The 19,021-nt window shown below is 48.8% G+C and carries 21 protein-coding genes, 1 rRNA gene and 1 pseudogene; 10 read left to right on the top strand and 13 right to left on the bottom strand.

Annotated elements, in window-relative coordinates; all coding sequences use genetic code 11:
- Positions 1-128 precede the first annotated feature (128 nt).
- The 4 genes and pseudogenes from EDC32_RS00115 to EDC32_RS00100 all read left to right on the top strand — a co-directional run bounded on the left by EDC32_RS00115 (position 129) and on the right by EDC32_RS00100 (position 4,263).
- A pseudogene (locus tag EDC32_RS00115) lies at positions 129-887 on the top strand (MBL fold metallo-hydrolase).
- A 246-nt stretch (positions 888-1,133) separates the two neighbouring features.
- Positions 1,134-1,844: a 2,3,4,5-tetrahydropyridine-2,6-dicarboxylate N-acetyltransferase gene (gene dapD, locus EDC32_RS00110; protein WP_132219528.1), complete on the top strand. Its 711-nt coding sequence runs from the start codon at positions 1,134-1,136 to the stop codon at positions 1,842-1,844.
- A gap of 65 nt (positions 1,845-1,909) precedes the next feature.
- Positions 1,910-3,118 (top strand): aspartate aminotransferase family protein, encoded by a 1,209-nt coding sequence (locus tag EDC32_RS00105; protein ID WP_132219527.1) that lies wholly within the window; start codon positions 1,910-1,912, stop codon positions 3,116-3,118.
- Positions 3,119-3,129: 11 nt separating this feature from the next.
- Complete coding sequence (locus EDC32_RS00100; protein ID WP_132219526.1) at positions 3,130-4,263, top strand: N-acetyldiaminopimelate deacetylase; 1,134 nt, start codon at positions 3,130-3,132, stop codon at positions 4,261-4,263.
- Between the two features lie 242 nt (positions 4,264-4,505).
- Here EDC32_RS00100 and sufB read toward each other — a convergent pair whose 3' ends face one another.
- The 5 genes from sufB to sufC form a co-directional block, all read right to left on the bottom strand.
- On the bottom strand, positions 4,506-5,930 hold the full coding sequence (sufB, locus tag EDC32_RS00095; RefSeq protein WP_132219525.1) for a Fe-S cluster assembly protein SufB: 1,425 nt from the start codon (positions 5,928-5,930) through the stop codon (positions 4,506-4,508).
- 106 nt (positions 5,931-6,036) lie between these two features.
- Positions 6,037-6,465, bottom strand: coding sequence for a Fe-S cluster assembly sulfur transfer protein SufU (sufU, locus tag EDC32_RS00090; RefSeq protein WP_022738544.1), 429 nt, complete (start codon positions 6,463-6,465; stop codon positions 6,037-6,039).
- On the bottom strand, positions 6,452-7,672 hold the full coding sequence (locus tag EDC32_RS00085; RefSeq protein WP_132219524.1) for a cysteine desulfurase: 1,221 nt from the start codon (positions 7,670-7,672) through the stop codon (positions 6,452-6,454). Before EDC32_RS00085 ends, sufU begins: the two co-directional genes overlap by 14 nt.
- On the bottom strand, positions 7,669-8,976 hold the full coding sequence (gene sufD / locus EDC32_RS00080; RefSeq protein WP_132219523.1) for a Fe-S cluster assembly protein SufD: 1,308 nt from the start codon (positions 8,974-8,976) through the stop codon (positions 7,669-7,671). The genes EDC32_RS00085 and sufD overlap by 4 nt, the downstream gene beginning before the upstream one ends.
- A 15-nt stretch (positions 8,977-8,991) precedes the next feature.
- On the bottom strand, positions 8,992-9,780 hold the full coding sequence (gene sufC / locus EDC32_RS00075; protein ID WP_029072113.1) for a Fe-S cluster assembly ATPase SufC: 789 nt from the start codon (positions 9,778-9,780) through the stop codon (positions 8,992-8,994).
- A 357-nt stretch (positions 9,781-10,137) separates the two neighbouring features.
- Here sufC and EDC32_RS00070 point away from each other — a divergent pair, with 357 nt between their 5' ends.
- Positions 10,138-10,338: a hypothetical protein gene (locus tag EDC32_RS00070; protein ID WP_132219522.1), complete on the top strand. Its 201-nt coding sequence runs from the start codon at positions 10,138-10,140 to the stop codon at positions 10,336-10,338.
- Positions 10,339-10,431: 93 nt separating this feature from the next.
- Here the strand turns inward: EDC32_RS00070 and EDC32_RS00065 are convergent, their stop codons facing one another.
- The gene (locus tag EDC32_RS00065) at positions 10,432-11,259 is read right to left on the bottom strand and encodes a CPBP family intramembrane glutamic endopeptidase (protein WP_132219521.1); all 828 of its coding nucleotides are present in this window, start codon (positions 11,257-11,259) and stop codon (positions 10,432-10,434) included.
- 334 nt (positions 11,260-11,593) lie between these two features.
- Between EDC32_RS00065 and EDC32_RS00060 the strand changes: the two genes are divergently transcribed.
- Positions 11,594-12,145 (top strand): hypothetical protein, encoded by a 552-nt coding sequence (locus EDC32_RS00060; RefSeq protein ID WP_132219520.1) that lies wholly within the window; start codon positions 11,594-11,596, stop codon positions 12,143-12,145.
- A 145-nt stretch (positions 12,146-12,290) separates the two neighbouring features.
- Here the strand turns inward: EDC32_RS00060 and EDC32_RS00055 are convergent, their stop codons facing one another.
- The 3 genes from EDC32_RS00055 to EDC32_RS00045 all read right to left on the bottom strand — a co-directional run bounded on the left by EDC32_RS00055 (position 12,291) and on the right by EDC32_RS00045 (position 14,631).
- The gene (locus tag EDC32_RS00055; protein ID WP_022738535.1) at positions 12,291-12,767 is read right to left on the bottom strand and encodes a CBS domain-containing protein; all 477 of its coding nucleotides are present in this window, start codon (positions 12,765-12,767) and stop codon (positions 12,291-12,293) included.
- Between the two features lie 400 nt (positions 12,768-13,167).
- The gene (locus tag EDC32_RS00050) at positions 13,168-13,518 is read right to left on the bottom strand and encodes a carboxymuconolactone decarboxylase family protein (protein ID WP_022738532.1); all 351 of its coding nucleotides are present in this window, start codon (positions 13,516-13,518) and stop codon (positions 13,168-13,170) included.
- 123 nt (positions 13,519-13,641) lie between these two features.
- Positions 13,642-14,631 (bottom strand): NAD(P)H-quinone oxidoreductase, encoded by a 990-nt coding sequence (locus EDC32_RS00045; protein WP_132219519.1) that lies wholly within the window; start codon positions 14,629-14,631, stop codon positions 13,642-13,644.
- 112 nt (positions 14,632-14,743) lie between these two features.
- Between EDC32_RS00045 and EDC32_RS00040 the strand changes: the two genes are divergently transcribed.
- Positions 14,744-15,025: a hypothetical protein gene (locus EDC32_RS00040; protein WP_022738529.1), complete on the top strand. Its 282-nt coding sequence runs from the start codon at positions 14,744-14,746 to the stop codon at positions 15,023-15,025.
- A gap of 58 nt (positions 15,026-15,083) precedes the next feature.
- Here EDC32_RS00040 and EDC32_RS00035 read toward each other — a convergent pair whose 3' ends face one another.
- Positions 15,084-15,668, bottom strand: coding sequence for a DUF1802 family protein (locus EDC32_RS00035; protein WP_132219518.1), 585 nt, complete (start codon positions 15,666-15,668; stop codon positions 15,084-15,086).
- Positions 15,669-15,683: 15 nt separating this feature from the next.
- The gene (locus EDC32_RS00030; protein WP_132219517.1) at positions 15,684-16,379 is read right to left on the bottom strand and encodes a hypothetical protein; all 696 of its coding nucleotides are present in this window, start codon (positions 16,377-16,379) and stop codon (positions 15,684-15,686) included.
- A 220-nt stretch (positions 16,380-16,599) separates the two neighbouring features.
- Between EDC32_RS00030 and EDC32_RS00025 the strand changes: the two genes are divergently transcribed.
- A complete protein-coding gene (locus EDC32_RS00025; protein ID WP_132219516.1) occupies positions 16,600-17,445 on the top strand; it encodes an EamA family transporter in 846 nt (281 codons plus the stop codon).
- Between the two features lie 12 nt (positions 17,446-17,457).
- Complete coding sequence (locus EDC32_RS00020) at positions 17,458-17,883, top strand: TlpA family protein disulfide reductase (protein WP_132219515.1); 426 nt, start codon at positions 17,458-17,460, stop codon at positions 17,881-17,883.
- A 52-nt stretch (positions 17,884-17,935) separates the two neighbouring features.
- Here EDC32_RS00020 and EDC32_RS00015 read toward each other — a convergent pair whose 3' ends face one another.
- Positions 17,936-18,118, bottom strand: coding sequence for a hypothetical protein (locus EDC32_RS00015; protein ID WP_132219514.1), 183 nt, complete (start codon positions 18,116-18,118; stop codon positions 17,936-17,938).
- Between the two features lie 65 nt (positions 18,119-18,183).
- Here EDC32_RS00015 and EDC32_RS00010 point away from each other — a divergent pair, with 65 nt between their 5' ends.
- Entirely contained in the window at positions 18,184-18,777 is a 594-nt protein-coding gene (locus EDC32_RS00010) for a DUF6630 family protein (RefSeq protein WP_132219513.1), read from the top strand.
- Positions 18,778-18,948: 171 nt separating this feature from the next.
- Here the strand turns inward: EDC32_RS00010 and EDC32_RS00005 are convergent.
- A 16S ribosomal RNA gene (locus EDC32_RS00005) occupies positions 18,949-19,021 on the bottom strand; the annotation flags it as partial.

Here is a 19,021-nt window from a genome sequence, read left to right as displayed (position 1 = left end):
TGAACTCCTTTCAAAATTCGAGTCAAATGGTCAAAACACTTGATTTTTTTTATGTATTTAAATATTGCCCAAATTATAAACTAAACACCGAAAGGAAACACGAATGAAAACACAAAGGAGTTATCAATATGCACATACAACAAATTCGCAATGCTACAATCATTGTTCATTACGCAGGAAAAAAATTTTTAATTGATCCAATGTTAGCAGAGTGAGGGACTTATCCTCCATTCCCCAATTCATTAAGACAGGACCAATATAATCCTTTAGTCAGCCTGCCTGTATCACTGGATGAGATAATTCATGTAGATGCTGCGATTGTGACGCATTTGCATTTAGACCACTTTGATGAGGCTGCTCAAAAAGAATTACCCAAAGATATAAAAATGTTTGTCCAAAATGAAGAAGATGCACAAGCAGTACGAAAAGCTGGTTTTCAACATGTAGAAGTACTACAAGAAAATACAGTCTTTAGTGGGATCCGGTTGATCAAAACGAAGGGGCAACACGGAAGAGGAGAAATATTAAAACGTATGGGTCAAGTTTGTGGTGTTGTCTTCAAGCACCCGAGTGAAAAAACTTTATATGTAGCTGGAGATACTGTATGGTATAAAGCGATCCAAGAAGTGATCGATATACACAAACCGGAAATCATTGTGGTAAATGGCGGCAATAATCAATTCTTTGCAGGCGGCTCTCTCGTTATGGGGAAAGAGGACATTTATGAAGTGCATATGGCTGCTCCTGATGCCAAAATTGTTGTTGTCCATATGGAAGCTGTCAACCATTGGACATTATCCAGAGAAGAATTGAAAACATTTCTTCATGAAAAAGGCATCTCCTCTCATGTTTTAGTTCCAGATGACGGCGAATCATATACATTTTAAGATAAATGATGCGTTAAACTTTCTCTGATGATGTTATTACGAATTGATAACGTCAAAGTTATAAAGAAAAATGTGTACAAACCCATGTGAATACCGAAGAAAAAGAGGACTCGTGCAGTCCCTCTTTTTTATGTTTGTATATTCCCGTCAGCTAAAGGTGTTTATCTACAAGCCCTTCACTCTGCAAAAGTGGTTGTGATATACTTTCAGTGAACTTGTACCTTCCCACAGAAAGGATGCCTGTACATGAAAGAAATGAACGCTCACCAAATCATCGAGTTCATTCAAAAAAGCGAAAAGAAAACGCCGGTTAAGATACATATCAAAGGTCAATTGGATCGCATCGACTTCGGGCCAAATGTCCAAACATTCATCACCGGGCAAGTGGGCGTTGTCTTTGGAGACTGGAAAGACCTTGAACCGGTGTTGACCGCTAACAAAGAGCACATCGAAGACTATGTAGTAGAGCATGACCGTCGCAATTCGGCGATTCCGCTCTTGGACATGAAAAACATTCCGGCGCGGATTGAACCAGGCGCAATTATCCGCGACCAAGTGGAAATCGGACCAAATGCGGTCATTATGATGGGTGCTGTCATCAACATCGGTTCTGTGATCGGTGAAGGCACCATGATCGACATGAACGCGATCATCGGCGGCCGCGGCACCATCGGCAAAAACTGCCACATCGGTGCCGGTGCGGTCATTGCTGGCGTGATTGAACCGCCATCCGCTACTCCAGTTATCGTGGAAGACGATGTTGTGATCGGTGCTAACGCGGTTGTACTGGAAGGCGTGCGCATCGGTAAAGGCTCTGTTGTAGCCGCTGGAGCGGTTGTTACCAAAGATGTACCGCCCAATGTGGTTGTTGCCGGCACGCCGGCTCGCGTCATCAAAGAGATCGATGACAAAACCCGTTCCAAAACGGAAATCATCCAAGCCTTGCGCGATCTCTAAACCCTTCTCCACAGGCCCTTCGGGGCCTCCTTTTACTATCTGGCCTTCTTAGGGAGTGAACCACCATGCAAACATGGCAACAGCTGGACCAAGCTTACATCATGTCCACCGTTTCGCGTTATCCCATTGCCATCGGCAAAGCCGAAGGAAATTATCTCTACGACACGGAGGGGAAACGCTATTTAGATCTGTTCACGGGGCTGGCGGTCAACACCCTTGGCCATTCCCACCCCCGAATCTTGAAAGCGCTAGAAGAACAGGGACGGCGCTTTCTCCACGTCTCCAACCTTTTTTTAAATCCCCCGGCAATCCGACTCGCTGAGCGTTTGGTAAAGCACACGTTTGGCCAAGGCAAGGTCTATTTCTCCAATTCTGGGGCTGAAGCGACAGAAGCTGCCGTCAAACTGGTTCACAAATGGATTCAGCGCGAACAACATGGACGACAAGGCATTGTCGTCTTGAAAAACAGTTTCCACGGCCGTACATTGGGCGCATTGCGGCTTACCCGGCAACCCGGGGTCTACCAAGACTTCCCGCAACCGGACTTCCCTGTCTTTGAAGTAGAACCCAACCAGATTGATTCGTTGATGGAAGTTTGCCGCACACATCGTCCAGCTGCTATTTTGGTAGAACCGATCCTGGGTGCAGGTGGGGTCGTGTCTCTGGAGCGCGCATATTTGGAAATGATCGAGCAGTTGTGCAAAGAGGAACAAATGTTATTCTTGGTCGATGAAATCCAAACTGGCATCGGCCGCACAGGCAAACTGTTTGCCTACCAGCACTTCACTCTCTCTCCTGATGTCATCCTCTTCGCCAAGGGAATTGGCGGCGGGTTGCCGCTGGGAGGCTTGATCGCAAGCGCGCATGTAGCGGACTTGTTCCAACCCGGAGATCACGGAACGACGTTTGCTCCCTCCCCATTGAGCGCCGCTTTGGGCAATGCAGTACTAGATGTCTTGTTGGAAGACGGCTTGCTGGAACAAGGACGCCAGGTGGCTGATGCTCTTTGGAAAGAGCTTCATCGGTTGCAACAAGCCCATCCCCGTGTTTTCAAAGGCGTGGATGGACGAGGAATGATGCTGGGAATACGCACGCATCTATCCGCCGAGCAAGTGAAACGCTTGCAAAGCGAATTGCTGGAGGCGGGAATATTGGTTAATGTGACGGCCAAAACTGTTGTGCGCCTGTTACCCCCGCTTACCCTGACTCGTGCGGAAGTCACCTTTTTCACAGATACATTGGAACGCTTAATCACGCAGGTGGAACCTGCCTAGGAGGTAAACTGATGTCCCGGTCACAATTAGAAACACTTATCCAGGTGCGCCGCGAATTGCATCAGATTCCCGAACCTGGCTTTCAAGAGTGGAAAACGCAACAATTTCTCTTGGATTACCTGCGCACCTTACCGAACCGATTGCAGATCAAAACATGGAAAACAGGCATTTTGGTCAAAATTCCCGGAACCCAACCACAAAAATGCATCGCTTATCGTGCCGATATGGATGGATTGCCGATCACCGAGCAAACCACTTATCCTTTCCGCTCCCGGCATGAGGGCTATATGCATGCATGTGGACACGATATCCATATGACCATCGCCCTCGGCTTGATCAGCCACTTTGCACATCAGCCGTTGCGCGATGATCTGCTCTTCCTGTTCCAGCCGGCAGAAGAGGGGCCAGGTGGCGCGCAGCCGATGTTAAATAGCGAACCATTCAAGGAATGGAAACCGGACATGATCTTCGCTCTACACATCGCCCCAGAGTATCCGGTGGGCACCATCGCCACCAAACCGGGCATCTTGTTTGCCAACACCTCCGAATGCTTCATCGATCTCACCGGTACCAGCGGACATGCAGCCCGTCCGCATCTTGCCAATGACATGGCAATTGCCGCCTCGCAGTTGGTGATGCAGTTGCAGACGATCGTCTCGCGCAATGTAGACCCGATCGACTCGGCCATCATCACCATCGGCAAAATGTCCGTCGGCAGCAAACAAAACATCATCGCAGGAGAAGCCCGCCTCGAAGGGACCATCCGCACTCTGTCTATGGAAACGATGCACAAGGTGAAGGCACGCATCGAACAACTGGTACAAGGCATCGAACAAGGATTTGCTTGCCAGGCTACCATCGACTGGGGCGCCAATTACTGCCAAGTAGATAATGATGAAGCCTTGACCCGTGCTTTTATGGATTGGGTCGAAGCCGAGACACCCTACAACTTGATTACCTGCCGGGAAGCGATGACCGGCGAAGACTTCGGCTATTTTCTGCGGGAGATTCCCGGCTTTATGTTCTGGCTTGGGGTGGACACGCCCTACGGGCTACACCATCCAAAAATCGAACCGCAAGAGGAGGCCATCAGCGTGGCCGTGGATGTGATGACCCGCTACTTGACGAAGTTGGGTCAAGCATAGCCTTTTTTTATGAAAAGGGAGCCTACCCACCTACTTGATTTGCCTGATATGCCCTACAATAAGTCCGTTTTCCCTTCGCGGCCGGATGAGCCGCATATGCAAACACGGCTCGTTGAGCGCTGAGTTAGCGTTCAACGAGCCGTGTTGTCTCTCACCAGGTTCTTTGCTTTGTTTCTTTGGCGATTGCATAAACAAATTCTCCCCGCCTGAACCCAGCGGGGAGTTGCATAACTCATTTGCGATTAACCGATAGAGCCTTCCATCTCAAATTTGATCAGGCGGTTCATCTCCACAGCGTACTCCATGGGCAATTCTTTGGTAAACGGTTCGATGAAGCCCATGATAATCATCTGCGTCGCTTCGTTTTCTGACAACCCGCGGCTCATCAGGTAGAAGAGCTGTTCTTCGCTCACTTTGGACACGGTCGCTTCGTGTTCAAGCGTAACATTGTCCGCTTTGATCTCGTTGTACGGAATCGTGTCCGATGTGGATTGGTCATCCAAGATCAGCGTATCGCATTTCACATTGGCTTTGGAGCCTTCCGCGTTTTTGCCAAATGACGTCAAACCGCGGTAAGTCACTTTACCGCCCTGTTTGCTGATCGACTTAGAAATGATCGTGGATGTGCAGTTTGGAGCCAAGGCGACCACTTTCGCACCTGCATCTTGGTGCTGCCCTTTTCCGGCCACAGCGATGGACAGAATGTCAGCTTTGGCACCTTCCCCTTTCATGATGACAGCGGGATATTTCATGGTCAATTTCGAACCGATGTTGCCATCGACCCATTCCATATGGGCGCCTGCATGAGCCACCGCCCGCTTGGTTACCAGGTTGTAAATGTTGGGAGCCCAGTTTTGGATGGTGGTGTAACGGCAACGCGCGTTATCTTTCACCACGATCTCCACTACTGCGCTGTGCAGGGAGTCTGTGCTGTAGATCGGCGCCGTACAACCTTCCACATAATGCACAAACGCACCCTCATCCACGATGATCAGTGTCCGCTCAAACTGCCCCATGTTCTCCGAGTTGATACGGAAGTAAGCTTGTAGCGGCACTTCGCAACGTACTCCTTTGGGGACATAAATAAAGCTTCCACCGCTCCACACCGCACTGTTCAATGCAGCAAACTTGTTGTCCGTAATCGGAACAACCGTACCGAAGTACTCTTTCAACAGCTCTGGGTACTCGCGCAAAGCGGTATCCGTGTCGCAGAAGATAACCCCTTGCTCTTCCAATTCTTTTTGCATGTTGTGATATACAACCTCAGACTCGTATTGCGCAGACACCCCAGCCAAAAACTTCTGTTCCGCCTCGGGAATGCCCAGCTTGTCGAAGGTTTGTTTAATCTCATCCGGCACTTCGTCCCAAGAACGTCCTTGCCGCTCGGATGGTTTAACGTAGTAGGTGATGTCTTCGAAATCCAGTTCATCAAGGTTTCCCGGCAACAGGGAGAACCATTTGCTGTTGGTTGATTCCGGCATGGGCATTTTGTAGAATTGCTCCAATGCCTTCAAACGGAATTCCAGCATCCATTCGGGTTCACCTTTCATGCGGGAGATCTCCTCCACTACTTCGCGGCTCAGCCCTTTTTTGGACCGGAAAACCGAGACGTCCTTATCACGAAAACCGTACCTGTATTCCGATATCTCGGGAATGTTTTGTGCCACGGCCTTCTCCTCCTCTTCGTTTATCCATATGCCATCAGGAGCCGGGGCCCTTTGTTACTGAACCAGTCGTCCTGCACAAAAGGGCGATCCCGTTCCTTCCATCAGGTCAATGCTTTTCTTTCAAACCTTTCTCCAATGCCTTCCAGGCCAAGGTCGCACATTTAATCCGCGCGGGGAATTTGGCCACTCCTGTCAATGCCTCAATATCCTCAAGTGGAAACTGTTCCATGTCAACTTCTTCCCCTTGCATGAGGCGTGAAAAAAGGTCAACCAGCTCCAACCCTTTCTCCGGTGACAATCCGATCACCGCTTCCGTCATCATCGAAGCGGAAGCCAGGCTGATGGAGCATCCTTCTCCCAAAAACTTCGCATCTTGGATCACACCGTCTTCCACGCGCATTTGCAACGAGATGCTGTCACCGCAAGTGGGGTTGTTCAGATCAACAGTGACCGCCCCATCTTCGATCCGTCCCCGGTTGCGCGGGCGTTGGTAATGATCCATTATCACCCGGCGATACAGATCATCTAATGACATGTCCGAAGTACTCCTTTGTTTTTTGTAAACCTTTCACCAACAGGTCAATATCGGCTTCATCGTTGTATAGATAAAAACTCGCCCGGGCGGTGGCCGTCACTTGCAATTGACGCATGAGCGGCTGGCAACAATGATGCCCAGCCCGCACAGCGATACCCTCCGCATCGAGCACCGTCGCTACATCATGGGGATGAACGTCGCCCAAATTGAAAGTGACCACACCCATCCGTCCTTCACGAGGGCCATAGATGGTCAACCCTTCAATCTGGCTTAAGCGGTCCACTGCATAGCTGGCCAACTTCCGGTCGTGCTCTTCGATCTTATCAAGTCCGATCGCTTCCAAATAATCGATGGCTGCACCCAAACCGATGGCGCCGGCGATAATCGGCGTTCCCCCTTCAAACTTCCAAGGCAACTCTTTCCACGTGGCATCATACAGATCCACATAATCGATCATTTCGCCACCAAATTCGATCGGTTCCATCTGCTCCAGCAACTCTTCCTTGCCGTACAGCACCCCGATTCCGGTCGGCCCACACATCTTGTGGCCGGAGAAAGCGAAGAAGTCCACATCCAACTCCCGCACATCCACTTTCAAATGGGGAGCACTTTGCGCGCCGTCGATCACGATGACGCCGCCTTGGGCATGAACGAGCTGGGCAATTTCTTTGATCGGATGTACCGTTCCCAGCACATTGGACACATGTTGCATCGCGACGATCTTGGTTTGGGGTGTGATCATCTCTTTCACTTTCCCCATCTCCAGTGTACCATCCGTTGCAAGCGGAAAATATTTCAGCGTCGCGCCAGTCGCCTTGGCCACTTGTTGCCAGGGAATCAGGTTGCTGTGATGCTCAGCCGGGGTCAAGATGATTTCATCCCCAGCTTGCAAGCGTGGTTTGGCATAGCTTGCAGCTACCAAGTTGAGCGCCGTGGTGGTGCCACGCGTGAAAACTATTTCCTTCACGGAGCGAGCATTCACAAAACGGCGCACTTTTTCGCGCGCCCCTTCATACGCATCCGTCGCTTTGGAGCCAAGGGTGTGAACACCCCGATGCACATTGGAATTGTATCCGCGATAATACTCTTCCAACGCTTGAATCACTTGCAAGGGCTTTTGCGAGGTCGCGGCACTGTCCAAGTATACGAGCGGGTGCCCATTCACCTCTTGCCGCAATATCGGGAAATCCCGTTTCAGGCCGTTCATGATTGGAGCTTCCTTTCAATCAGGCGATGGATGCTGGCTTGCAAGCTTTCAGAAGGAATTTGGGAAACCACCGCATCCAGGAACCCGCGGATGATCAACTTTTCAGCTTCGCGGCGGCTGATTCCGCGGGACATCAAATAATAAAGTTGGGTCGGATCGATCCGCCCTACACTCGCAGCGTGCCCTGCAGTCACATCGTTCTCATCGATCAAGAGAATCGGGTTAGCGTCCCCCCGGGCATCTGGGCTCAGCATCAGTACCTTGCCTGACTGTTGGCCGTCAGACTTACTCGCCCCTTTTTCAATCTTGGTGATACTGTTCAAAATGCTGGTAGCCGAATCTTTCATCACCGAACGCGCATTGATGTCGCTGGCCGTGTGACGACCCCAATGATGAATGGACGAAGTAACGTTGGCTCTCATTTCATCCGTGCCCAACACGACGGTTTTCACATTTACCGTACCACCTTCGCCCTTTAAGTGCGTGGTGTTATCAGAAATGACGCGACCTTCACTCAAGTCGGCTACAATCCATTCCAGTTGGCCGTCACGGCTAACAAGGGAACGACGGTAAATGACATCGACAGTCTCTTTGCCAAGGCTACTCACCGTCGCCACTCGCACACGTGCCCCGTCGCTGACGAACACTTCGATCGCACTATTGTTAAACGCCGCTTCGTCACCGGGACGAGCGATGAAATTGGCTACAAAGTCGATGCGGCTGTTGGCTTCCGCCACAATGATGATATGAGGCATCATCGCCGCTTTCTCACCGGCGAGCCAGAACAATCCTTGAATCGGCACCTTCACTTCCACATTGCGCGGCACATAGAGGAACACGCCACCGCTGTTTAAAGCTGCGTGAAGCGCCGACAGGCGATGTTCATCCCGTTTGATGCCGTCAGTCATGAAAAACTTCTTTACCAACGCTTCGTTTTCCCGCGCCGCACCAGCCAAATCAGTGAACACCACACCTTGTTCAGCCAAGTCATCGCCTAAGCGGCGGAAAATGACACTTCCGTTTTTCTGAACCATGACATGGGCTTGCTCATTGTCAAAGATGAACTCCTGCACATCTTCGGGCAACTCAGTAAGCGAACCAATCGCCGCTTCTTCAGTGAATGGCGTAAAGTTGGTGAAATTCCAACGGTCGATATTGGTACGCTCCAATTTGGGTAAAGGCAAATTGGGGACATCTTTCAAAGCTTCCAGGCGGGCATTGAGCATCCAAGCCGGTTCTTGCGTTTTGGCGGCAATTCCTTTCACAACGCTCTCATCAAAAAGCACGCAGGTTTCTACACTCATTTTATGCACCACCCCTTACGCCTTTTGACCGACGGTCTCGTCTTCAATGCCCAGTTCTTCTTTGACCCAATCGTAGCCTTCTGCTTCCAAACGCTCCGCCAATTCCGGTCCACCCGATTTCACGATGCGCCCTTGCATGAATACATGCACATAATCTGGCTTGATGTAGTTCAGCAAACGTTGGTAGTGGGTGATCATCAACACGCCCAACTCATCGCTCAGCATCGAGTTTACCCCTTTGGCTACCACTTTGAGCGCGTCAATATCCAAACCGGAGTCGATTTCGTCCATAATGGCGATGCGGGGTTGCAGCATCATCATTTGCAGAATTTCATTCCGTTTCTTTTCCCCACCGGAAAAACCTTCGTTCAGGTACCGAGTCGCAAACTTCTCATCCATTTCGAGCAGTTCCATCTTCTTATCCAGCTCGCGGATGAATTTCATCAGGGAAATCTCATTACCTTCGCCGCGTTTAGCGTTAATCGAGCTACGCAAAAAGTCGGAGTTGGTCACCCCGCTCACTTCTGCCGGATACTGCATCGCCAGAAACAGGCCTGCACGGGCGCGCTCATCCACTTCCATCTCCAGCAGGTTTTCTCCGTCCAAAGTTACTTCCCCTTGCGTCACCTCATAACGCGGATGACCCATCAACGCAGATGCCAGCGTACTTTTACCGGTTCCGTTCGGACCCATGATAGCATGCACTTCGCCACCTTTGACCTCGAGGTTCACCCCTTTCAAAATCTCTTTCCCATCAACGGAAGCGTGCAAGTTCTTTATCGTCAGTTTTGGTGCTTTCGACATCTTCATTCCTCCATCGTTCATTCGTTATATATCTCCTGCCGGTTGGTGCGGGATTATTTTCTGGAGATATGATTTGCGGACCCATGGATGGTAAAATAAAGTGGAATAAAAACCATGGGTGTGTTATGCCAGAACCACCTTCTACCACCCACTGACTAAATTAGAGTGATTATCATGTGATTCTCATTTTATTTTACTTCACACATATCCCTATAGCAAGCGAAGTTTCACACGTTCCGCGGAAATCCTTGATATTAGGATATCTTCCCCTCTCGCGCTTCACTCTCCAGCCGAGGAATTTGTTATATTCGCAATCATCCGTATGTATCTGTTTACTGTCTAAGAAAGGAGTTTTTTATGAAACCAATCCGTTGCCTCGCATGCTATGAAAAACGGCCGGGCGGCCGATGCGATTTCTGTCCGTTGCACAAGAAAAACAAGTCGTCGTATCGCCACATCGGTGAAGGTTGGTACGTTCCGCTCCCGCAAACAAACTCCTTCGAAATCCCTGCCCCAGGCACCGCCAAATCTACCTCCAGCAAAAAGAAAAAACCATGAACATGAGATAACCATGGCAATTGCGAGGAGGTTTTTTCGCAGTTCTTACGTATCGACACTAACACATTTGTCAAAAAAAAGAAAACCGCAGCTTTATGATGGCACTGCGGTTTGTGTATTTCGTTCTCTCCAGATGAGCCATGAAGTAGCCACCAGCAAAACGATCGTACAAGCAGCACTCCCTTCCGGGCCAAATGCACCGCCCGACAAAAAAAGCCCGCCTTGCGACCTGATTTGCAAAAACGACTGCATTTCCAACCCCGACACCTTAAATCCGTATACGGGCCCTTGGAAAAAATTCCACGTGAAGTGAAAGCCGATAGGCGCCCACAATCCGCCTGACACATCCCGATAGACGCTAAACAGCACGCCCACCAAAATGAGATTAAAGATGGGAAACCCGTGACTCCAAACCCCGGGGTTGAACCCGTGAAGCAGTGCGAAGACCAGCGCCGAAACACCCCATGCCACCCACTTGTTAAACCGATGACGAAGCAAGCCTTGTACATACCCACGGGACATCAATTCTTCCGATAATCCCACCAACAGGAACAAAATCAGCGTTTGCCATGCGCTCTGCAATACCGGAGGGGTAAATCTCACTTCAATGATCCGGGCTCCCCCAAACACAAAGATCATCAGCACTACTATGCTGATCAGCGCCATACCAAACCCGGCCCCTTCGGCAAATCGCACCCATCCATCTCGTTGCCGCAAGCCGAGCTCCCATCCCCGACGCCGTTCAAACAATCCATACATGGAGAAAACCGCTAGGATGAGAGCGACATCCTGTCCGGCGAGGCTAAAGTTCGCATTGCTGGTGTTCAGCATAAACGGCATAGAGAAAACAGTTGCCAAACCCATCAACAGCAACAACTTCCCTGTAAATTCCAATATTTTTACTATAACCGACTCCCTCACTCTCCTAATTTTAGGGAAAACAGGAATTTTCCCGTTGCATACGGAAATATATGATGAGACATTTACAAACCACAATTTAGACCGCTCGCATTTTACATTATATTACGAAAATAGATAAACCTTACTGAAAAAATATCTAAGAATTGTTCAAATATCAGGCGAAATTAAGCTGATATTCACTTGCTTAAAACACATTTTTAAGGCAGAATATTCTATAGAAGGCGCGATTTGAACGCCTTTCATCTTTTTTATCATTTTATTCTGTCTTCATTCGTTTTTTAATTTTTACCACTTGTTCGTCTGATGCAGAAGTGCACTTGTAGGAGGAATAGTTATGGAAAAAAACAATATGCTATTGTCGAGAGGCCATCTTTCCATTTTGAAATCTATTGCTTCACCGGTTGATTTTTTAAGCAAAAAAACCTCTTCAGCAGCGTTGAATGCCGACCCCTACAAGAAGTCTGAACGATCCTTTTTTTATGAAAACAAGGCACGTGAAAATAAACCTTCTTTTCGCGTCCCACTCGATCCAAAGGATCAAGACAGATACCGCAACAGCTTCCTAAAAAAACGCATGCTCCACATTTGGAAAAAACAGCGCCCCTTGGTACACGCCGCAGCGAAACTACCGGAAACGCTTGAAATCACCATTCTGAAAAGTGCTTACCGCGAGTTGGAACCCATCCTGATGTCTTGTTATAAAGAGGACTTTTCTTTTCCATTCATCCCCTTCTCCTTCTTTGGGTGGCTACAATACGTCAAATTGACTGCGCAAATTACTGAACGGCAACAAGAAGCTGCACTTTGGCAAGAATTGAGCCAGTTTTTCCAGCAGTGCCATCAACATCAACTGTTGGATGACCTGTTTGTGGAAGTGAAAAACTGAACAAATGCATGGCACTTATTATTTTTTATGTTTATTCTTTTTTATTTTCTTTATGTAGAAAAACATGCAGCAGATCAGAGAAAACCGCCCAATCACATTGGAGCGGTTTTCCTTTACCCCATCTTCTCTCCTGGTCTTTCAGGCGTTAAATTTGATCTGCCACTGTATTCATATATTCTTCTTTGAAATATTCAATCACTTGTTCCATCATGACTTTTCTGGTCAAAATCCCCACAAACATCCCTTTTATATCAATGATGGGAATATATGATCGATTGATCAACACCTCAAAGGCGAATGAAAAAATCGAGTTGGCCAGAATGCCAGAATGGTTTTTGTTCATCGCTTCCTGCACTTTGTACTTGCTAAGTTGGCTGAAGTCAATTTCGTTTCCTTGGCTGATTTTAAACATGAAATCAAGTATTTCTGTTTTGCTGATCAGACCCTCTACTTGACCCACCTTATTGATCACAGGAACCGAATTCGTCCCCTTGCGTGTCAATACTAGAAGCGCCCTTTCCAGTGACCAATCCGGATCAACGACTACCACTTGCTCTTTCGGAATGATGAAAGGGGTAATCTTGCGTTCAAACAAATAGCCGGCTTGATCTCGTTTTAGCATGTGCTCAAACTCCCTTACTCTCGGTAATCAAACGCAAACTACCATAGAGTAGCTCAACACGGAACGCCCGGGCTTCTCTTGTTAATTCATTCTCCCGGAAGCCCTTATTCCCCAATATGGGTAAACTTAAACCGATTTGGAGCCATTTTTGCGTATGCGCAATTCCTTTCCCATCGTACTCTGGACTTTCCCCCTTGTCAACAAGCATTTCTCTATTTTAAAAAAGTTAATAATCCTACCATAACATCAATTGACTTTCTCGAATTGTTGTTGTTTTTTTAAATTTAATAAACCTCCCCTGTTAATTGTAGAAGTGAAACAAAACTTTTTTCTTGATAACATATTTTCATCTAAATAAAAATGATCGATCCGGTTCCATACCGAAACCGGATCGATCCACTCATTTTCCTTTCAATTCATCAAGCGCCTCAAGCAGAACCGTCACCGCTTGGGACATCGCCATGCCGCCCCCAAACGCGGCACTCACTCCAGCTGCTTCCAACACTTCTTGTTCGCTCGCCCCATTGTCCACCGCACCTTTGGTGTGATAAACGATGCAGTATTCATCATTGGAAAACACGCCCAGTGCTAAGGCGATGAGGTGTTTCTCCTTCAGGGACAAGGCGCCTTCACTGAAGCAAGCCCCAGTAAACTGATTATAAGCGTGCGCCACTTCAGGAAGATGCTTCGCCAACCGGCCAAGTCCTTCCTTGTATTCAAGTAGCGCTTGTTCAATTCCTCGCTCCACCATGCTCGCCACCTCCTGATCCAAGATGACCCTGATGAAACCGCAGGGTGTCCACCCTAGTTTCTCTCTTTCCGGAAAAAAAATGCAAACAGGAGGCCACTGCTCGGAGCAAGAGAAAAAACCAAATCAATCTTCTATTCGCAACACAATCTTGCCTTTGTTCTTATTCTGTTCCATATAGCGGTGGGCTTCTTGCACTTCTGACAACGGATAGACGGTATCAATGACCGGCTTTAATTCTCCGCTGACCAACCGGGGAAGCGCGAACGAAGCGAAATCACGGTTAAGTGCTTCTTTATACGCCAATGAACGGGAGCGCAGAGTCGTGCCGGTAATTGTCAAGCGCTTGCGCAAAATTGCGCCGATGGAAGCTTGGTCCAGCTTGGTACCACCCAGCGCGCTGATGAAGACCAAGCGGCCATCCATCTTCAGCACACTCAGGTTTTGTTGCCAATAAGGGGCACCCACAAAATCCAATACCACGTCAACGCCCTGGCCATCGGTAGCTTCTAACACCTTATCGGAAAAATTCCCTTCGCGGTAATTGAATGCATGTTTGGCTCCCAAACGTAAGCAGAAATCCCGCTTTTCCTCCGAACCGACAGTGACCAACGCTTCGGCCCCAGTCGCCCGCGCCAACTGGATCGCAGCTGTACCCACCCCGCTGGCGCCAGCGTGAATCAACACCTTTTCCCCTTTTTGCAGACGCCCGATCCAAAATAAGCACTGATATGCGGTTAAAAACACTTCGGGAATGGCGGCCGCTTCTTCAAAAGATAACGACTCCGGAATTGGGAGCGCCAGCACACCAGGCAATACGGCATATTCCGCATACCCCCCGCCCGATAGCAGTCCAAACACCCTGTCTCCTACCGCCCATCTGTCCTGGCATGCTTCCCCCACTTCCTCCACAATCCCGGCCAACTCCAACCCCAAGATGGGACTCGCCCCAGGAGGCGGCGGATATGCGCCTTCCCGTTGGGCGATATCGGCGCGGTTCACGGCGGTCGCTTTCACACGAACGAGTAATTCATCTTCTTTGCATATGGGTTTGGCGATTTCTTTAATCTCTAATTGCTCCGCCCCGCCCTTTTCTTTGATCACGACTGCTTTCATGGATTGAACCCCTCCTAATTGGCAAGTTAACCGAAATCAAGTGCAGAATTTCAATTTAATCTGTTATAATACCCTTTAGTACCATTATAAAGAAAGAAGAAAGGGAGTTAGAATGGATCAACAAAAAAAACACCTCATCGGCATTATACTTAAAATGGTCAAAGATATTTATCATAAGACAAGTCAGTTGGAAACCTTATTTCAATCAAACAGCATACATATCTTAGCTCGTGATTTTGACCCATTCAACGAGCTGTTGGAAACATTGAATCTGCCCGAGGACAAAAACACCCTTTTCCTAGAGCTGGTTCAGTTGTATTTGGAAAACCAAATGACATTGGAAGAACTATTGCTTGAATTTGAAAATCAAGTAAACTCCTTACAAAACGCCTAAAAAACGGACTCCGCCAATCTGGAGTCCGTTTTCATGTAGTTGCCAACAAAAGAAAAGCTTAAACCAATGCGGCTTTGATCGCTTTCACTTCGCTTTCAAACGCCTCATCCGACAAAACGGGAACTCCTTTCAATCCGTGTAGCTCTTCCGGCAATTGATGCCACGATTTGCAACCAAAATACGCGTCGCGAACTGGAATGGCAAAGGGCTGTTCCAGTTTGTACACTCGCAACAGCAACACATGCAGCGGGTGTTTCTTCTTCCACTTTAACCGCTCCGTCGCAAACCGGTCATTCCAGATATGATAGGGAGACAAGCGCAGTAACACTTCTTCATCGCGCACTTCGATATCCTCATGCAATACGGCGAAATATTTGATGGTCACCATTTGTTGCCCATCCGTCCACTCCTTGCGGGTTTCTGCGATTCCTCCCTGATATTCGGGCTTCAACAGCTCTTCTTTTTGATGTTCATATGCCGGAAACAAATAAAACCGATCACTTTGGACGGTAAAATGGCGTGTCTCCTCGGCAATGCCCCCTTTGCGCATGACCAGAATTTGCTTGCCTGAACCCAATGCTTCAACAGCTACCGCCCAATCTTTCAAACCGACCGTGGTCTCTGCGATGATCCCCGCCGCCATGTTCCGCCCCCTTTCTCATTCTCCATCGCGATATCGTACCGCTTCAATCAAACGGTTCATAGCCGCCTCGCCATTTCCTTCCCGATGTAACCGCTCTGCTTGCTCCACGCCGGCTTCATCGACGGAAGTAGCGTACGGAATCATGCTTTTCGCTTTTTCATATGCGCGATCCCAATCTCCCTCCATCGCATAGAACAAAGCCCACTGATGCAACGCATAACACAAGCCGGGGCCAACCAAAGCCTTTGCATCTCTGAGCTCCATCTCCCGAAAGGCTTGCTCCTCACGCGCGCAAAGCGCAGCGATACCTGACAGCGCTTCGTCTTTTCTGCCCGCTTGGTATTGGTAATAAGTCAAATACACTTCCAGATGAACCCTGCTCATCATATATCCCATCGATTCCGGGTATTCAGCCAACGCCGTGGCCATATGTTCAGCCGCCTGCGAGTAGCGTTCGTTTTCAGCATCGATTTCAGCCATCTCTACCAAACTCCGCACATAAGCGAAGTGATGGTTGGCATTCTCCTTCGGCCCTTCCTGAGCAATCGATTCAAACAAGCGGTAAGCCACATTTACTGCCCCGACCCGCAGACAGGTGACCCCGATTAACAGGCGGTTGTTCGGATGTTCCGCATCCCTAAACGTTTCTTTCGGTAGCCGCTGGCCGACCAAATCGTATGCTTCTTGCAACAATCCATCTATTGATTGCACAATCTTTCCCCCCACTCTCTTTTATTTTTTAGCATGCCTGTCCACCCTAGGTGTTGTCAACTCCCGCCCGGTGCGCAAATATTTGCCGCCCCCAAATATAAGAATAAGAAAGAGTCTCCTACTGGTAGACGTGATTATTGAGTCACGTTATCATGGAATCGTTGTCGCAAGCAACCGCATTATCATTGGCACGAACCGACACAGAAAGGATTATCGCTCCATGTGGTTCATACTTGCACTGTTCAGCTCACTCACCTTCGGCTTGGCGGGTTTTATGATGAAAATCAGTTCCCACCATAAAGGAGCCAACAATTATCTGCTGCTCGGCTTATATGTCAGCGGGGCGATGGGCTTTTTGTGGTGGATGTTGCATACGGGGGCAACGTTATTCACTTGGCCCGTGCTGTTATTCGGATTAGTGATCGGCATCGGTTCCGCCGCGGGCAATCTGTTGTTCATGAAAGCACTAGAAGTGGGACCCGCTAGTTTGACCGCTCCTTTGACGAACAGCAACATCTTGCTCACCGTCATTATGTCGATCTTGTTCTATCAGGAAACCATCTCTTGGACTGAGATGATCGGTGTGATTCTGCTGGTGGCTGCAATTTCTCTGTTGCCGATTGACCCCAACGAAAACTTACGAATCCGCAATATCTCATGGTATGGATTGGTGTTAACAGCAACGCTCCTCTTTTTCTTGCGCAATGGCGGTCTCAAAATCACGGAAGAGCTTCACCTGCCAGGCGCCACCATCTTATTCGTCAGCTATGTGGTGGGAATCGCTTGGTTTGGCATCAGCATCCTGCGCGACCGCCCCGAGCCACCACGAACCCGGGCAATCGGCTGGTGGTGGGGTCTTGGCGCAGGCGTGTTCTCGTTCGCTGGATTGCAAATCTATTCCATCGCTTTGTCAAAAGGGCCGGCAAGTATCATCGCTCCCATTTTCGCCACCAACAGTTTAGTTGTCGCACTGCTGTCGATCTTGATATACCGCGAGCGCTTATCATGGATGCAACGCCTTTGCTTGCTCTTGTTGTTTGCTGGGTTGATCTTGATTCGGATGTGAGGGGGAGTTTCTATGGACAAGCCACTGGCTCCTTCGTTCGCCTTGGTTGATCTAGAAGGGAGAACCCATCGCTTGGAGCATTACGCTGGCCAATTAATCTGGCTCGAATTTTGGGTGACATGGTGTTCGGCATGTCTTGACGCTCTACCTAGGAAAGAAGTATTGTATCGCACCATGCAACACCCGAAAGTTACATTTTTGACCATTGATGTCACTGGCAGAGAAGCGAGTCCTGATCGCATCGTTGCATTTATGAAGCAATCATCTTTCACATTTCCCGTGCTACGGGATGAGGGAACCAAAGTAACCGATGCTTATGGGGTTACCTCTGTCCCTACTACCGTTTTAATCGATCAACAAGGCCGCATTCACGGCAGATATGATGAGACCGTTCCACTGCCACGAATCATCAGCGAAATAGGCAAGCTACTCTCCTGATTATTTGCGCAAAGTGCAGGGAGCATGCTATTCTCCGCCGATTTCAGTCCCCTTATGGACTGGATACAGATACACCAATTGCCGCCCGGTCACCACAGGCACCCTTCTGTCCTGAGTGACCGGCGTTCACTATTATCAAAACATTGCGTAAGATAACCCCTTTGGTCAAACCAGCAATAGAAGAGGCCTCCAATGGCTTTAATTGATTGTTCACAAAAAGGAGTTGCCCTTTCATCCTCCTCCCCTTATAATGGAAACATAAGAACACTTGTTCGATATCTAATGGTAGGGGGTCTGTTGATGAAATACCAATCTGAATCGTTACTCACTCTCTGCCAACAACTGTTGCCTGAAGATCCCACATTGGTCGCGGAAGTGGAATGGAGCATCTCTTCTCCCATTTCCTACTTATACCATCACCCGATGCAGGCCTTGTGGGGCAAACGACTTACATTGCACAAGCCATTAAGCAATCTGCCATGGTTTGCATTGTTGTATGGGCTGAAACAACGCAAGCTTACTTTTCGTCTGCATCAACCCCAAGCACAAAAACGAATGGCTTGGGTCATTAGAGGGGGGCGGTTTGATGGGAGTCATGCAACTCGCCACAGGCAACCGGGATCGGAGACAGATTTATTCATCCAATTAGCCAGCCAATATCTGAAATCATTCGATTATGTACTATGTGAATTCTCCCCTTCGCTCGCAGGAGTCACCATGGGCATCCTCCCAACTGCGGGGATGGAAGATTGTGTCGCCTTGGCTCAAGCCTCAGGCTACGGCACCATCATTCCCTATACCCCCGGAGAGTCTTCCCTGAACTGGGCGATCCCCGACACGCTACCATCCGCCCTACCCTTGTACGAACATCTCACCAGCCTGTGGAAAGCATAAACTACAGGTTGGCATTTATTATCCACTTTCCATCACAATGGTGAATGCTCATAATCAACATAAAAAAGCCCCAGCCTATGGCCGGGGCTTAATCGTATTCCCTGAAAACTAAAGAGTGAGTGTCACGTGACCCAAGAAAATGATCGATTTGCTCTAGAAAGAGCTCCTTAGAAAGGAGGTGATCCATCCCCACCTTCCGGTAGGGATACCTTGTTACGACTTCACCCCAATCATCTGCCCCACC

This window comes from Laceyella sacchari (genome assembly GCF_004343255.1).
GTDB lineage: Bacteria > Bacillota > Bacilli > Thermoactinomycetales > Thermoactinomycetaceae > Laceyella > Laceyella sacchari.
Note: the sequence above shows the minus strand (reverse complement) of the source record. Positions and strands in the feature narration are given on the sequence as shown.

Coding starts and splice junctions, on each gene's coding strand:
- dapD (WP_132219528.1), top strand. CDS start 1,134: ATGAAAGAAATGAACGCTCACCAAATCATCGAGTTCATTCAAAAAAGC.
- EDC32_RS00105 (WP_132219527.1), top strand. CDS start 1,910: ATGCAAACATGGCAACAGCTGGACCAAGCTTACATCATGTCCACCGTT.
- EDC32_RS00100 (WP_132219526.1), top strand. CDS start 3,130: ATGTCCCGGTCACAATTAGAAACACTTATCCAGGTGCGCCGCGAATTG.
- sufU (WP_022738544.1), bottom strand. CDS start 6,465: ATGTCATTAGATGATCTGTATCGCCGGGTGATAATGGATCATTACCAA.
- EDC32_RS00085 (WP_132219524.1), bottom strand. CDS start 7,672: ATGAACGGCCTGAAACGGGATTTCCCGATATTGCGGCAAGAGGTGAAT.
- sufD (WP_132219523.1), bottom strand. CDS start 8,976: ATGAGTGTAGAAACCTGCGTGCTTTTTGATGAGAGCGTTGTGAAAGGA.
- sufC (WP_029072113.1), bottom strand. CDS start 9,780: ATGTCGAAAGCACCAAAACTGACGATAAAGAACTTGCACGCTTCCGTT.
- EDC32_RS00070 (WP_132219522.1), top strand. CDS start 10,138: ATGAAACCAATCCGTTGCCTCGCATGCTATGAAAAACGGCCGGGCGGC.
- EDC32_RS00060 (WP_132219520.1), top strand. CDS start 11,594: ATGGAAAAAAACAATATGCTATTGTCGAGAGGCCATCTTTCCATTTTG.
- EDC32_RS00055 (WP_022738535.1), bottom strand. CDS start 12,767: ATGCTAAAACGAGATCAAGCCGGCTATTTGTTTGAACGCAAGATTACC.
- EDC32_RS00050 (WP_022738532.1), bottom strand. CDS start 13,518: ATGGTGGAGCGAGGAATTGAACAAGCGCTACTTGAATACAAGGAAGGA.
- EDC32_RS00045 (WP_132219519.1), bottom strand. CDS start 14,631: ATGAAAGCAGTCGTGATCAAAGAAAAGGGCGGGGCGGAGCAATTAGAG.
- EDC32_RS00040 (WP_022738529.1), top strand. CDS start 14,744: ATGGATCAACAAAAAAAACACCTCATCGGCATTATACTTAAAATGGTC.
- EDC32_RS00035 (WP_132219518.1), bottom strand. CDS start 15,668: ATGGCGGCGGGGATCATCGCAGAGACCACGGTCGGTTTGAAAGATTGG.
- EDC32_RS00025 (WP_132219516.1), top strand. CDS start 16,600: ATGTGGTTCATACTTGCACTGTTCAGCTCACTCACCTTCGGCTTGGCG.
- EDC32_RS00020 (WP_132219515.1), top strand. CDS start 17,458: ATGGACAAGCCACTGGCTCCTTCGTTCGCCTTGGTTGATCTAGAAGGG.
- EDC32_RS00015 (WP_132219514.1), bottom strand. CDS start 18,118: ATGAAAGGGCAACTCCTTTTTGTGAACAATCAATTAAAGCCATTGGAG.
- EDC32_RS00010 (WP_132219513.1), top strand. CDS start 18,184: ATGAAATACCAATCTGAATCGTTACTCACTCTCTGCCAACAACTGTTG.